The 13,972-nt window shown below is 67.4% G+C and carries 11 protein-coding genes; 2 read left to right on the top strand and 9 right to left on the bottom strand.

Annotation, left to right across the window (positions count from 1 at the left end; all coding sequences use genetic code 11):
• Nucleotides 1-83: 83 nt before the first annotated feature.
• The 7 genes from AR539_RS06660 to speB all read right to left on the bottom strand — a co-directional run bounded on the left by AR539_RS06660 (nt 84) and on the right by speB (nt 9,766).
• Nucleotides 84-512 (bottom strand): acyl-CoA thioesterase, encoded by a 429-nt coding sequence (locus tag AR539_RS06660; RefSeq protein WP_066436187.1) that lies wholly within the window; start codon nt 510-512, stop codon nt 84-86.
• Nucleotides 513-619: 107 nt separating this feature from the next.
• Nucleotides 620-2,662 (bottom strand): ABC transporter ATP-binding protein, encoded by a 2,043-nt coding sequence (locus AR539_RS06655; protein ID WP_066433930.1) that lies wholly within the window; start codon nt 2,660-2,662, stop codon nt 620-622.
• A complete protein-coding gene (locus AR539_RS06650; protein WP_066433927.1) occupies nt 2,659-4,392 on the bottom strand; it encodes an ABC transporter ATP-binding protein in 1,734 nt (577 codons plus the stop codon). The genes AR539_RS06655 and AR539_RS06650 overlap by 4 nt, the downstream gene beginning before the upstream one ends.
• Nucleotides 4,393-4,598: 206 nt before the next feature.
• Complete coding sequence (locus AR539_RS06645; RefSeq protein ID WP_231728512.1) at nt 4,599-6,311, bottom strand: MFS transporter; 1,713 nt, start codon at nt 6,309-6,311, stop codon at nt 4,599-4,601.
• A gap of 10 nt (nt 6,312-6,321) precedes the next feature.
• Nucleotides 6,322-6,798 carry a MarR family winged helix-turn-helix transcriptional regulator gene (locus AR539_RS06640; RefSeq protein ID WP_066433918.1) on the bottom strand — a complete coding sequence of 159 codons (477 nt, stop codon included), beginning with the start codon at nt 6,796-6,798 and terminating at the stop codon, nt 6,322-6,324.
• 185 nt (nt 6,799-6,983) lie between these two features.
• Nucleotides 6,984-8,663 carry a thiamine pyrophosphate-binding protein gene (locus AR539_RS06635; protein WP_066433915.1) on the bottom strand — a complete coding sequence of 560 codons (1,680 nt, stop codon included), beginning with the start codon at nt 8,661-8,663 and terminating at the stop codon, nt 6,984-6,986.
• Nucleotides 8,660-9,766, bottom strand: coding sequence for an agmatinase (gene speB / locus AR539_RS06630; protein ID WP_066433913.1), 1,107 nt, complete (start codon nt 9,764-9,766; stop codon nt 8,660-8,662). Before speB ends, AR539_RS06635 begins: the two co-directional genes overlap by 4 nt.
• Nucleotides 9,767-10,111: 345 nt before the next feature.
• Here speB and AR539_RS06625 point away from each other — a divergent pair, with 345 nt between their 5' ends.
• Nucleotides 10,112-10,933: a type IV toxin-antitoxin system AbiEi family antitoxin domain-containing protein gene (locus AR539_RS06625; RefSeq protein ID WP_066433911.1), complete on the top strand. Its 822-nt coding sequence runs from the start codon at nt 10,112-10,114 to the stop codon at nt 10,931-10,933.
• A gap of 14 nt (nt 10,934-10,947) precedes the next feature.
• Here AR539_RS06625 and AR539_RS06620 read toward each other — a convergent pair whose 3' ends face one another.
• Complete coding sequence (locus AR539_RS06620) at nt 10,948-11,523, bottom strand: helix-turn-helix domain-containing protein (protein ID WP_066433908.1); 576 nt, start codon at nt 11,521-11,523, stop codon at nt 10,948-10,950.
• A gap of 304 nt (nt 11,524-11,827) precedes the next feature.
• Here AR539_RS06620 and AR539_RS06615 point away from each other — a divergent pair, with 304 nt between their 5' ends.
• On the top strand, nt 11,828-13,351 hold the full coding sequence (locus AR539_RS06615) for a sodium:solute symporter (protein ID WP_066433905.1): 1,524 nt from the start codon (nt 11,828-11,830) through the stop codon (nt 13,349-13,351).
• A 165-nt stretch (nt 13,352-13,516) separates the two neighbouring features.
• Here AR539_RS06615 and AR539_RS06610 read toward each other — a convergent pair whose 3' ends face one another.
• Nucleotides 13,517-13,753, bottom strand: coding sequence for a hypothetical protein (locus AR539_RS06610; protein WP_066433902.1), 237 nt, complete (start codon nt 13,751-13,753; stop codon nt 13,517-13,519).
• Nucleotides 13,754-13,972: the final 219 nt, after the last annotated feature.

Raw genomic sequence — 13,972 nt, 5'->3', positions numbered from 1 at the left:
CGCTACCGGGCCGACGTGCCCGCGGGTTCTTCATTCTAGGGACGATCGATAGGGCGGAGTAGAGGCTATGGGACCGGTTTCGGTCAGCCCGCGGCAGCGGGCGTGAAGCGGGCCAGCTTCTCTTTCTGCTCCGGCGTCAGCCTGAGCACCCGGCCCGTTGCCTCGTCCACGAACGCCAGGTGGCTGCTGGCTCGGACGCAGTCCTCGCGCGTGACGGGGTCCAGCACCAGGTAGTGAATGTCGAAGCTGGCGCCCTTCACGGCCCCGATCCACAGCTGGACCACGGCCGGCACATTGCGGTACTCCAGGGTCCGGACGTAGCGGATCTTGTGGTCCACGATCAGCGCCAGGGTCCCCTCCGGCACTTCATTGAAGAGCGCCACGGGCGGCTCGACGCCGGGCAGACCCGTCCCGCGGGGCGGGCCGAAGGCCGCGATGCGGGCCTCCTCCAGGATCCGGACGATCTGGACGTTGTTGATGTGGCCGTAGGCGTCCATGTCGCCCCAGCGCATCGGGATCTGCACCTCGATGCGCCGGGACTCCGGCTCAGCGGACCCCTCTACGGACTGTGACTCTGCGGACTCTGACTCTGCGGACGGCGCCGCACCGCCGGCGGCGCTCAACTGTGCACCGCCGTCGCGTCATGTTCCGGGTCTACCGAGAAGGCTGCCTCGGCATCCTCGCCGGCGAACTGGGACATGTACAGGCGGTAGTAGGCGCCTTTGAGGTCCAGCAGCTGGGCGTGGGCGCCCTGCTCCACGATCCGCCCGGCCTCCATCACAAGGATGGTGTCGGCGTCGCGGATGGTGGAGAGGCGGTGGGCGATCACAAAGCTGGTGCGGTCGGTGCGCAGGGCGGCCATGGCCTTCTGGACCAGCACCTCCGTGCGGGTGTCCACGGAGCTGGTGGCCTCGTCCAGGATCAGGAGGGAGGGGTTGGCCACGAATGCCCGGGCAATGGTGATCAGCTGCTTCTCGCCGGCGCTGACGTTGTTGCCTTCCTCGTCGATGACGGTGTTGTAGCCGTCGGGAAGGGCCCGGACGAACCGGTCCACGAAGGTGGCCTTCGCCGCCTCCATCACCTGCTCCTCGGTGGCGTCCAGCTTGCCGTAGCGGATGTTGTCGTAGATGGACCCGCCGAAGAGCCAGGCATCCTGGAGCACCATGCCCACCTTGGCGCGCAGCTCGGACCGGCTCAGCTGGGTGATGTCGACCCCGTCCAGCGTGATGCTGCCGCCCTGGAGCTCGTAGAAGCGCATCACGAGGTTCACCAGGGTGGTCTTGCCGGCACCGGTGGGGCCGACAATCGCCACTGTGTGGCCGGGCTCCGCGGTGAAGGAGAGGTCCTCGATCAGCGGCTTGTCCGGGGTGTAGCTGAACGTGACGTTGCGGAACTCGACGTGGCCGTCGGTCTTGGCCGGCAGGTGCTCCGTGGCGGTTTCGGCGTCCTGTTCCTCGGCGTCGAGGAACTCGAAGACCCGCTCCGCGGACGCGACGCCGGACTGCAGCATATTCGCCATGCCCGCCATCTGGCCCAGCGGCTGGGTGAACTCGCGCGAGTACTGGATGAACGCAGTGGCGTCGCCCAGGCTCATTCCGCCGGAGGCAACGCGCAGGCCGCCGACGACGGCGATGCCGACGTAGCTCAGGTAGGAGATGAACTGCATGACCGGCATGATCATGCCGGATACGAACTGCGCCCCGAAGCTGGCCTTGTAGAGGGCCTCGTTCCGCTCGTCGAAGCGGTCCAGCATGTCGGCGTCGCGGCCGAAGACCCGGACCAGGTCGTGGCCGGAGAACGATTCCTCGATCTGGCCGTTGAGCTCGCCGGTGTTCTTCCACTGGGCGGCGAAGAGCTTCTGGCTGCGGGCGCCGATGATGCCGGCGGCCACGGCCGAGAGCGGCAGGGCGACCAGGGCGATCAGGGCCAGCTGCCAGGACACGATGAACATCATGATGACGATGCCGATCACCGTCAGGGCCGAGTTCACCAGCTGCGCGAAGGCCTGCTGCAGGGCCTGCTGGATGTTGTCCACATCGTTGGTGACCCGGGAGAGGATGTCGCCGCGCTGGCGGGTGTCGAAGTAGTTCAGCGGCAGCCTGTTGAGCTTCTTTTCGGTGTCGTCGCGCAGCTTGCGGACCACCCGCATCACCAGGATGTTCAGGACGTAGCCCTGCAGCCACAGGAAGATGTTGGCGACGAAGTACATCAGCAGGACAACGCTGATGAGGAACGCGAGTTTCTGGAAGTCGATGCCGGCGCCGGGGACCACGTCCATGGTGGACAGCATGTCCGCGAAGTTGTCCTGGCCTTGGGCGCGCAGGCCGTCGACGAACTGCTCCTTGGTTCCGCCCGCGGGCAGCTGTTTGCCGACGACTCCGCCGAAGATCACGTCCATGGCCTGGCCGAGGATCCGCGGGGCCACCACGTTCAGGACGACGGCGACCGTCACCATGGCCAGGACGGCGATGATGCCGGCGCGTTCGGGTTTCAGCAGCCCCATCAGGCGCTTCGCGGAGGGCCAGAAGTGCTGGGCTTTTTTGGCCGGAAGGTCGCCGAACATGCCGCCGTCGGCTTCGCCCGGACGGTATTCCTCTTCGAAGAAGTCCTCGTCCGGCTCCGGCGCAGCGGACTGCGGTGAGACGTTCTGGTCGGTGCTCATGCCACGGCCTCCGCGGTCAGCTGGGATTCGACAATTTCCTGGTAGGTCGCGGAACTCTGCAGCAGCTGTTCGTGCGTGCCGCGGTCCACGATCCGTCCGTTGTCGAGCACCAGGATCTGGTCCGCATCGGCAATGGTGGAGACGCGCTGGCCCACGATGATCACAGTGGCGTCGGCGGTCTTCGCTTTGAGGGCCTTGCGGAGCCGGGCGTCGGTGGCGACGTCGAGGGCGGAGAAGGAATCGTCAAAGAGGAAGACCTTGGGCTCGGTGACCAGCGCCCGGGCGATGCAGAGCCGCTGCCGCTGGCCGCCCGAGACGTTGGTGCCGCCCTGGGCGATCCGGGAGTCGAGGCCGTTCTTTTTCTCGCGCACGAAGTCCGCGGCCTGGGCCACGGTGAGGGCGTCCCACAGCTGCTGGTCGGTGGCGTCGGGCTTGCCGAAGCGCAGGTTGTGCTCGATGGTTCCGGAGAACAGGTACGGCCGCTGCGGCACCATGCCGACGCGCTGGGTGATCTCCGCCCGGTCCAGGTTGGTGACCGGGACGCCGTCGAGCAGGACTTCCCCGGAGGCGGCGTCGTGCAGGCGGGGCAGCAGTGCCAGGAGGGTGGACTTGCCGGCGCCGGTGGAGCCGATGATGGCTACCGTCTGCCCGGGTTCGGCCGTGAAGCTGATGTTGCTGAGCACCGGCGCTTCGGCGCCGGGGTAGGCGAAGGACACGTTCCGGAACTCGACCCGGCCGGCTTTTTCGGCCGGCGTCACGGGGGTGAGGGTCTCGTGGATGGAGGGTTCGACGTCGAGCACCTCGCCGATGCGGTCCGCGCAGACCGAGGCGCGCGGAATCATCATGGCCATAAAGGTGCCCATCATGACGGCCATGAGGATCTGCAGCAGGTACTGCAGGAACGCCGTCAGTGCGCCGACCTGCATTTCGCCGGCGTCCACCCGCTGGCCGCCGAACCACAGCACGGCGGCGGTGGAGACGTGGAGGATCATGCCGATGGCAGGGAACATGAGGACAAAGAGGGCGCCGATTTTCAGCGACACGTCGGTGAGGTCCTTGTTGGCCGCGCCGAAACGCTGGGCCTCGTGCGGTTCGCGGACGAAGGCGCGGACCACGCGGATGCCGATGATCTGCTCGCGGAGGATGCCGTTGAGCCGGTCAATCTTCGCCTGCATGGACCGGAAGAGCGGCATGAGGCGGACCACGAGGTACCCGACCACCACCACCAGGACCGGAACGGAGACCCAGACCAGCCAGGACAGGTTGAGGTCCTCGCGGACGGCCATCACGATGCCGCCGATGCACATGATGGGTGTGGCCACCATGAAGTTCAGGCCCATCAGCATCAGCATCTGTACCTGCTGCACATCGTTGGTGCCGCGCGTGATCAGGGTGGGGGCGCCGAAGACGTTGACGTCCTTCGCGGAGAAGCTGGTGACCTTGCGGAACACCCCGCGGCGCAGGTCGCGGCCAAACGCCATGGCGGCCTTGGAGCCGAAGTAGACCCCGGCGATCGCGGTGGCGACCTGGACCAGGGCGACACCCAGCATCACCCCGCCTGTGCGCCAGATGTAGTCCGTGTCGCCGCGGGACACCCCCTCGTCGATGATCTGGGCGTTGAGGCTGGGGAGGTACAGCGCCGCGATGGTGGAGGCGAGCTGGAAAAGTACCACTGCCCAGATGTACGGCAGATACGGCTTCGAGTAGCGCCGTATAAGAGTGACAAGCATGCCCACGAGTCCTTTGAGGAAATACCGAATAGTTGAGGCTGGTGAAGTATCTGGCAAGGGAACCTCAACCGGATGCTCCCATTACTAGCAAAGGGGGCCGACAGCCATAGCCATCCAACTCTACGAAACCACCGGCCGGCTGGGAACATCGGGCACGGAAAATCATCCAAACGGCGTACTTTTCCGGGTGCCGGGCACCCCGGGCGTCAGTTCGCCCGGTGCTGGCTCTCGCGTTCCCGGCTGAGGACGTCCACGAATTCCCGGTCGAGGTCCACGATCCCCGTTCCGGCGACGGAGCTGGCTGATGCAGCCGAGGCGGGGGCCGCGGACTCCACCGCCGTCGCAGCGGACGGGGCCGGGCCGCCGTCGGACTTGGCAGGGCTGACAATGTCCACGGTGCGCCGCAGCGGCTCTTCCTTGATGAAGAGGATCGCCACCAGGGCAACGAGGCCGACGATCGCCGAGATCATAAAAATCTGGGCCGTGGCATCGCCGTAGGCGGCCCGCATGATCTCGCGGACAGGCTCGGGCATGTCCTTGAGGTCCATGGTGGCGCCCGCTCCGCCGCTGACGGGAATGCCGGCGGCTGCGAGGCCCTCAGTGGCGAGTTCCTTGACCCGGTTGCCCATGACGGCGCCCAGGACGGAGACGCCGATGGCGCCGCCGACGGACCGGAAGAACGCGACCGAGGCGCTGGCGGTTCCGATGTCGCTGGCACGCACGGTGTTCTGCACGGCCAGGACGAGGTTCTGCATCAGCAGGCCCAGGCCGATGCCCAGGATCGCGGTGTAGATGCCGGTCAGCCAGAGTTCGGTGGTGTGGTCGATGGTTCCGGTCAGCCCGAGGCCGCCGACCAGCAGAATAGAGCCCGCGATCAGGTACCGCTTCCACTTCCCGGTGCGGCTGATCAGCTGGCCGGAGACCACTGATCCGATCAGGTTTCCGGCGATCATGGGCAGGGTGAGAAGCCCGGCCTCGGTGGGGGACGCGCCACGCGCCACCTGGAAATACTGGCCAAGGAACGCGGAGGAGCCGAACATTCCGACGCCGACGGCGACCGAGGCGAGGATGGCCAGGGCGGTGGTGCGCTGGGAGATGATCTTCAGCGGGATGATGGGCTGCGGCACCTTGGACTCTACGAAGACCAGGAGTGCCAGCAGTGCGATGCCGCCGCCCACCATGGCCACGGTCTGCCAGGACCACCAGTCGTAATAGTCCGGGTTGCCGGCGAAGGACACCCAGATCAGCAGGAGGCTCACGCCGGAGGTCAGCAGGACGGATCCGAGCCAGTCGATCTTGGCGGGGCGCTTGACGTGCGGCAGCTTCAGGGTGATCTGCAGAAGGATGAGGGCGATGACGGCGAGCGGGACACAGACGAAGAAGGTCCAGCGCCACCCCAGCGGGCTGTCAACGATGAAGCCGCCCAGCAGCGGGCCGCCGGCGGTGCCCACGGCCATCACCGCGCCCATGTAGCCGGAGTACTTGCCGCGGTCGCGGGGCGGGATGATGGAGCCGATGATGGCCATGGCCAGCGCGGTCAGTCCGCCCATGGCCACACCCTGGATCACGCGGGCGGTCAGCAGCAGCGGGATGGTTTCCGACAGGCCCGCCATGACGGACCCGGCCACGAAGACCACGATGCTGAGCTGGACCAGGAGCTTCTTGTTGAACAGGTCCGCCAGCTTGCCCCAGATCGGCGTGGTGGCGGCGTTCGCGAGGAGGGCCGCGGTGATGACCCAGGCGAAGTCCGTCTGGGTGCCGTGGAGCTCGGACATGATGGTGGGCAGCGCGTTCGCCACGATGGTGCTGCTGATGATCGCGGTGAAGAACGCGGCCAGGAGGCCCGTCAGGGCCTCCATGATCTGGCGGTGGGTCATGGCCGCCTGCGGTGCGGGTGGTTTCTCAACGGTTGCTGTCATGGGGCGCTCCTCAAACAAGGTCGGTGGTGGTGGATCCGGCCGTCGTTGCCCGGGCTGCTGTCCTCAGGGACTCAGCAAGTTTTTGCAGGGTGGTGGTGGTTTGCTCGACGTCCTGTTCGCTCCAGTCCTGCAGGAACTCAAGGAGGGTGGCGGCGCGCTGTTCCTCGATGGACCGGAGCTTTTCGACTCCGGACGCGGAGAGGGCCACCAGTTGCGCGCGCCCGTCCAGGGGGTCGGGCCTGCGGACCACGAAGCCCTGCTCCTCCAGTTCGGCGATATGCCGGCTCAGGACGGGGGCGCTGACGCCGAGCCGCTCCGCCAGGGCGGTGGCCCGGGACTCCCCCTCCCCCACAAAGCGCAGCACGCCCTGGAGGGCGACGCCGGTATCCTCACCGCGCAGCTTCACGGCAGCCACGCAGCGGACTGCGCGCTGGAGGTCGAAGATCTGGTGGACGAGTTCGGCGGCGGTATCCGGCGCGACGGCCATGCTGGCTTCCTCCTGCTGGCTTTGCTTGCCTAAGGCAACAAATATAGCAGGAGATTAGTTACTTTGGGAAACTAACCCTGGCAGGGGCGGTTGCGGGCTTAAACGCCCAACGCGGACCGGCAGCAGTGCTGCCGGTCCGCGTTGGGCCGTTTTTAGCGGGGCTGGGCTTGGTGCGCCGCCCCGGGTCAGGCCTCCAGATGGGTGGGGGCGAACATCTTGAGCAGGGTTTCTACGACGACGACGTTCGGTCCGTCCGCGGCGAACCCGGCGCGGAGCGCGTCCCCTACATCCTCGGGGGCGACCCGGACGGCCGGAACCCCGAAGGCCTCGGCCAGCTTGACGAAGTCCGGGCGCGCGAGCTCGGTGGCGGTGGCCTTGCCGAAGGCGCCCACCATGTATTCGCGCAGGATGCCGTAGCCGCCGTCGTCCACAATCAGCCAGGTCACCGGAACATTGTGCTGTTTCGCGGTGGCCAGTTCAGAGATGGAGTACATCGCCGAGCCGTCGCCGGAGACTGCGAGCACCCGGGACGATCCCCCGGACTTGCCGGCTGCATCGTGGCCGGTTGTTTCCAGGCCGACGGCGCCACCGATCGCCGCGGGGAAGCCGAAGCCGAGTCCGCCGGCGCCCTGGGCGGAGTGGAACTGTCCCTCGCGGGCGTCCCAGCAGCTCCAGCCCCAGTAGGCGGAAATGGTCATGTCCCAGAACGTCTGCATGGTGGCGGGCACGGCTTCCCGGATGTCCGCCATGAACTTCAGCTCCTTGCCAAGGTCCTGGGATTCCAGCCGGGCCTTGACCTTGGCCAGGGTTTCCTTGACCAAGGCCTCGGGTGGGGTGCCGTGCCAGTCGGCACGCTCGGCGTGCGGCTCTGTCAGGGCCGCGTCGAGCGCGGCGAGGGCCTGCCCGGCGTCGGCCCTGATCCCCAGGCCGGGGCGGTTGGACTCCAGCACCCGGGGTTCGGCGTCGATCTGGATGATCCTGCCGCGCGGCTCGAAGGTGAAGTAGTTGGAGGTGACTTCACCGAGGGAGGAGCCGATCACGATCAGCACGTCGGCGTCCTCGAGCACCTCCGTCATGTACTGGTCCTCGATCCAGGACTGCAGCGAGAGTTCGTGGTTCCACGGGAACGCGCCGTTGCCGCCGGGGGTGCAGATGACCGGGGCCCGCAGCTTCTCCGCGATGGAGAGCAGCGACTTCTCGGCCCGGCCGCGGCGCGTGCCGCCACCGGCGATGATGGCGGGGCGTTCCGCCGTCGCCAGCCATCTCACGGCCTCGCGGACCAGTTCGACGCGCGGCGGGTTGTCGGCAGCCTCGGCGAGGGCGTCCTCCACCGGGGGCACCATGATGGGGTCCAGCAGGACGTTCTGCGGGATTTCCAGCCAGACGGGGCCCTGCGGCGAGGAGATGGCCTCGGTCCAGGCGTCCTGGATGGCCGAGGGGATGCCGGAGGCGTGCTGGATCAGCCGCTGGCTCTTGGTGACGTTCGCGGCCGAGGCCTTCTGGTCATCGAGCTGGTGCAGCATGCCCTTGCGGCGCGCACCGAGTCCTTCGAGCGGGATCTGGCTGGCCACCACCACCATCGGAACGCCGGTGGCGTAGGCCTCCTGCAGCCCGGCCAGCGACGTCAGCGCGCCGGGGCCGGTGGAGAGGAAGAGGACACCCACTTCTCCGGTGGCGCGGGAGTAGCCGTCCGCGGCGAAGGCGGAGTTGTTCTCCACCCGGGAGGACACGAAGTGCAGGTTTCCGCGGCCCATGGCGTCAAAGAGGCCCAGGGCGTGCTGGCCCGGGATGCCGAAGACGGTCTTGGCACCGAGGGCTTCGAGGGTCTCGACGACGAGGTCGCCGCCGTTGCGTACGCCGGTCATCGGGAGACCCCGGTTTCCACGCGCTGGGCATTGCTTTCCACGCGGGCCGTGGGAGCCTCGAAGCCGGCAGGGCGCCGGGTTTCCTGGCCGAGGGCCTGTGCGGCGTATCCGTTGGCGGCGCCGAAGCGGTCGCCGTCGACGGCGCTGTCCGCCATGAGGGTCACCAGTTCATAGGCCACGTGGCTGGCGGCGACGCCGGTGATGTCCGCGTGGTCGTAGGCCGGGGCGACCTCGACGACGTCGGCCCCCACCAGGTTCATGCCGCGGAAGCCGCGGATGATTTCCAGCAGTTCGCGGCTGGTGATGCCGCCGGCTTCCGGGGTACCGGTGCCGGGCGCGTGCGCGGGATCCAGCACGTCGATGTCCACCGAGATGTAGAGCGGACGGTTGCCGATCCGGTCGCGGACCTTGGCGACGGTTTCAAGCACGCCCTGGTAGTAGACGTCGGCGGAGGTGACAATGCCGAAGCCGAAGCGGTGGTCGTCGTCGAGGTCCTTTTTGCCGTAGAGCGGGCCGCGGGTCCCGATGTGGCTGATGGCCTCGGTGTCGAGGATGCCTTCCTCGACTGCGCGGCGGAACGGGGTGCCGTGGGTGTACTCCGCACCGAAGTAGGTGTCCCAGGTGTCCAGGTGCGCGTCGAAGTGCAGCATGGCGACGGGCTCACCGGCGCGTTCCGCGGCGGCGCGGAGAAGCGGCAGGGCGATGGTGTGGTCGCCGCCGAGGGTCAGCAGCTTGCTGCCGGAGGCGGTCAGGTCCAGCGCGTTCTGCTGGATGGTCTCGATCGCTTCGTTGATGTGGAAGGGATTGACGGCCATGTCGCCGGCGTCGGCCACCTGGATATTTTCGAAGGGGCTGACGTCCCAAGCCGGGTTGTACGGGCGGAGCAGGCGGCTGGCCTCACGGATGTGGTTGGAGCCGAAGCGGGCTCCGGGGCGGTAGGAGACGCCGGAGTCGAAGGGGACGCCCACCACTGTGACGTCGGCCTTGGCGACCTGGTCCAGCCGTGGCAGGCGGGCATAGGTGGCGGCTCCGGCGTAGCGCGGGATGCGGGATGAATCGATGGGGCCAAGGTTGCCATTGGCCTCGATGCGCAGCTCTTCCAAAAGAAGCCTCTCCTTCAAGGACTGACCGACGGGTGTGACAGCCATCATACACTCGAAGTTGCCTGATGCGCATCAAATGTTTACTTCTCGCTGACCTGCGCGGACGCCGGGAGGCGGCGATCCCCGCAGTCGTACGCTCCTGCCCAGTTACTGGCCCGCGCACCGCGGCCGGGCCGGGACAAATCGCGGGAATCCAAGGTTGCGCGGCCGGCGGACGTGGCGCCGCGGCCGGTAACTGGGCAGGAGCGCCGCCCGCCGTCGATGCCAGTTATCCAGATAGCCCGTTTATCCAGATAGCACTGATGGCCGGTTTCGCGGGTGTCCGGGGCGACCTGTACTGGTGTCATGGACATCGCGGACTACCTCAGGCACGTGGGCGGCGTCGCCCGGACCGGGCAATTGTTGGCCGCGGGCTACTCCCGGACGGACCTCAGCCACCTGGTGGCCTCCGGGGTCCGCCAGCCCCGGCGCGGCGTGTTCGCCGTTCCGGGGTGCCGCCCCGAGTTCGAAGCGGCAATTCTCTGCAACGCCCGGGTCAGCTGTGCCAGCGCGGCAGAGACTTACGGCCTGTGGCTCCGCAGACCTCCGGCGCAGCACCATCTGGCCTGCAACCACGGCCACGGCAGCGGCTTCATCCGCCACCGGACGGTCCGGTTCGCGCCCCATCCGGCGCTGCCCGTGGCCGCAGTCGAGGACGTGGTGCTGCACGCCATGACCTGCCTCGCTCCCCCGGCGTCGACGGCCATCGCGACGTCGGCCCTGCGCCTGCACGGCGTCCCGCTGGCATTGTTGAAGGACCAGCTGACCGCCGACCGGTCCGGCCGGGTCCGCAAGGCACTGCACGAACTGGACCTCCGGGCCGAATCCATCGTGGAGGTCGATGCCCAGCACCTCTTCCGCGCCAACGGGATCGGCTACGACGCCCAGGTTTACCTGCCGGGGATCGGCCGGGTGGACTTCCTGCTCGAAGGGTTCCTGATCGTGGAGGTGGACGGCTTCGCATTCCACTCCCGCCGGGCGGACATGCGCCGGGACCTGAACCGGAACAACGCCTCAACATTGGGCGGTTTTGCCTCGCTCCATTACATGCCGGAGCACATCTGGTTTGAGCCCGAGCGCGTCGTGGCCGAGATCCGCGCCGCGCTGGGCCGCCGCGCCGCCGCCTGACACAGGCGGGGAAGCTACCGGCTCGCGGCGGGCACCAGGACCCAGAGGACCTCAACGGCGTCATCCGTCGGGTTGACCCAGGTGTGCGGCTCGCGGCCGGGGAAGGTTACGGTGTCGCCCGTGTGCAGCTCGAACTCCTCATTGGTGAGGATGAGCCGGATGCTGCCCCGGACCACGTGCAGCACATCGACGTCGCAGTCCACCGCGTACAGCTCCGATTCGCCGCGGCCGCGGGGCTCGATCACGGCCTGGATGATCTGCACCCGGCGTTCCGACCGTGCGGTCAGCAGCCGCTCCACAATCCCCTCGCCGCCGAGCGAGATCCGCGGCCCTTCGTTTTTCTTGGTCAGATGGGTTTCCGGGGCGGCAAAGAGATCGCCGATCGAGATGGAGAGCACCTGGCACAGCGTCACCAGGGACGCCACCGAGGGCGAGGTGAGGTCGCGCTCCACGCGGCTGAGGAACCCCTTGGTCAGCCCGGTGGCGTCGGCAACCTGCTCGATGGTGAGCCGCTGGGACTGCCGCGCGGCGCGGATCCGGGAACCGATCGCAACAGGAACGTTGCTCGGTTCAACTGGTAGAGCCTTCATGTAGGAACCTTTCCCGGCCGGCGCTTGGCCCCATTGTTGGAGCAATACTAGACGCGGCCGCATCCCCGGCACGCCTGATCCGCCCGCGACGCGTAATGCGTCTTGACTGTTACTCGGATCACAACATACTGTGTGGCAACAACTGTTGCCTAATGGGCAATCACCGCCAAAACACGGAGCCGTCCCGACCCCGGGTCTATCCGCCGGCAATCCGTCACCGTACCCGTCAAGAAGCACCTGGCCCCGGTTGCCATCTGGTCACCGGCTGGTCAGCCGTGCTCCGAACCGCTCTGAGGAGCCCTAAATGGACGCAAGTTTCGTCAACATCGCCATAGTGGTGGTGTATCTGATCGCCATGTTGGCCTTCGGCTGGTGGGGCAAATCCCGCACCAAGAACAACAGCGACTTCCTGGTGGCCGGCCGCCGCCTCGGCCCGTTCCTCTACACCGGCACCATGGCCGCCGTCGTGCTCGGTGGCGCCTCCACCGTCGGCGGCGTCGGACTGGGCTACAAGTTCGGCATCTCCGGCATGTGGCTGGTGGTCGCCATCGGCGCCGGCGTGCTGCTGCTCAGCCTGCTCTTCGCCGGCACCATCCAAAAGCTCAAGATCTACACGGTGTCCCAGATGCTGAGCCTGCGCTACGGCAGCCGCGCCACCCAGACCTCCGGCATCGTCATGCTGGCCTACACGCTGATGCTCTGCGCCACCTCAACGGGCGCCTACGCCACCATCTTCGTGGTCCTCTTCGGCTGGGACCGCGCGGTCGCCATCGCCGTCGGCGGCGCGATCGTCCTGGTCTACTCGACCATCGGCGGCATGTGGTCCATCACCCTCGCCGACCAGGTCCAGTTCGTGATCAAGACCGTCGGCATCTTCCTGCTGATGCTGCCGTTCACGCTCAACGCCGCCGGCGGCTTCGAAGGCATCCGCGAACGGGTGGACGCCAGCTTCTTCCAGATCGACGGCATCGGCGTCCAGACGATCATCACCTACTTCGTCGTCTACACCCTGGGCCTGCTGATCGGCCAGGACATCTGGCAGCGCGTCTTCACCGCCAAGACCCCCGCGGTTGCCCGCTGGGGCGGCGCCACCGCCGGCATCTACTGCATCCTCTACGGTGCCGCCGGCGCACTGATCGGCCTCGGCGCCCGCGTCGCGCTGCCGGACATCGACGTCAAGGCCCTCGGCAAGGACGTTGTCTACGCGGAGGTTGCCACCAACCTGCTGCCCATCGGCATCGGCGGCCTGGTGCTCGCCGCCGCCGTCGCCGCCATGATGTCCACGGCGTCCGGCGCCCTGATCGCCGCAGCCACCGTGGCCCGCGCCGACGTCCTGCCGTTCGTCGCCAGCTGGTTCGGCAAAAACATCAACACCGATGACACGGACAACCCGGAGCACGACGTCCGCGCCAACCGCATGTGGGTCCTGGGGCTCGGCATCGTCGCGATCGTCATCGCCATCGTCACGCAAGACGTGGTGGCGGCCCTCACCATCGCCTACGACATCCTGGTGGGCGGGCTCCTCGTCGCCATCCTCGGCGGGCTGGTCTGGAAGCGCGGCACCGGTGCCGCCGCAGCCGCCTCCATGGCGGTGGGTTCGGTCATCACCCTCGGCACCATGATCATTCTGGAGATCAACGCCGAGGTCCCGCTGGACGGCATCTACGCCAACGAGCCGATCTACTACGGCCTGCTGGCGTCCGCGGCGGTCTACATTGCCGTGTCCCTGCTGACCAAGCCGACAGACCCCGCGGTCATGGCCAACTGGCGCCGCAGGGTGGCCGGCGGCGCCGCCGAAGAGGAACAGGCCCCTGTCCTAACCCATTAGAGGTCCTGACCCATTAGAGGTCCTGACCCACTAGGGGTCCTGACTCTCTAAGGCCAACGCCACTGCACAACGCCCGACGGCGGCGCTCCCTTCGCGGGGGCGCCGCCGTCGGGCGTTTATCGGCAGAACGTTATGGTCATGACATTCAGGACAGCGGGAGGGTGGTCACTCTTCCTCTTCCGCTGCCAGGAACTCCTCCCCCTCCAGGGGCACCACGGGTTTCTCATCGCCCAGGAAGTCCTCCGCGTCCAAGGGCACCAGCCGGTCGGCCTCCTCCAGGAGCTCCTCCTCCTCGGTCTCGCCGGTGTCACTGACGGGAGCGTCCTCGGCGTAGTCGTACGCGGGATCTGACTCAAGGGAATCCCGGGCCGGCTGGATCGGACGTGAGCCGATGTTGTCCATGTTGCAACCTCCGTAGAACGGCTGTGGCGGCTGTGGTTCCGGAGAACCCGCCCTGGGGTTTCATTCGAACACCGCGGACCCGGACGGTCAAGGCCTCCCGCGCACGGCCGCTCCGGCCGGCCCGGACCGCCCCGCGGCACCGGGCTTTTTACGGTTTGCCTAAACTCCCTACTGAGGATCACCGGCCGAAAATCCGCGGAAAGACGGGGTACGCTGGTT

Source organism: Arthrobacter sp. EPSL27 (genome assembly GCF_001512305.1).
Lineage (GTDB): Bacteria > Actinomycetota > Actinomycetes > Actinomycetales > Micrococcaceae > Arthrobacter.
This window is presented reverse-complemented; position numbering and strand designations above follow the sequence as displayed.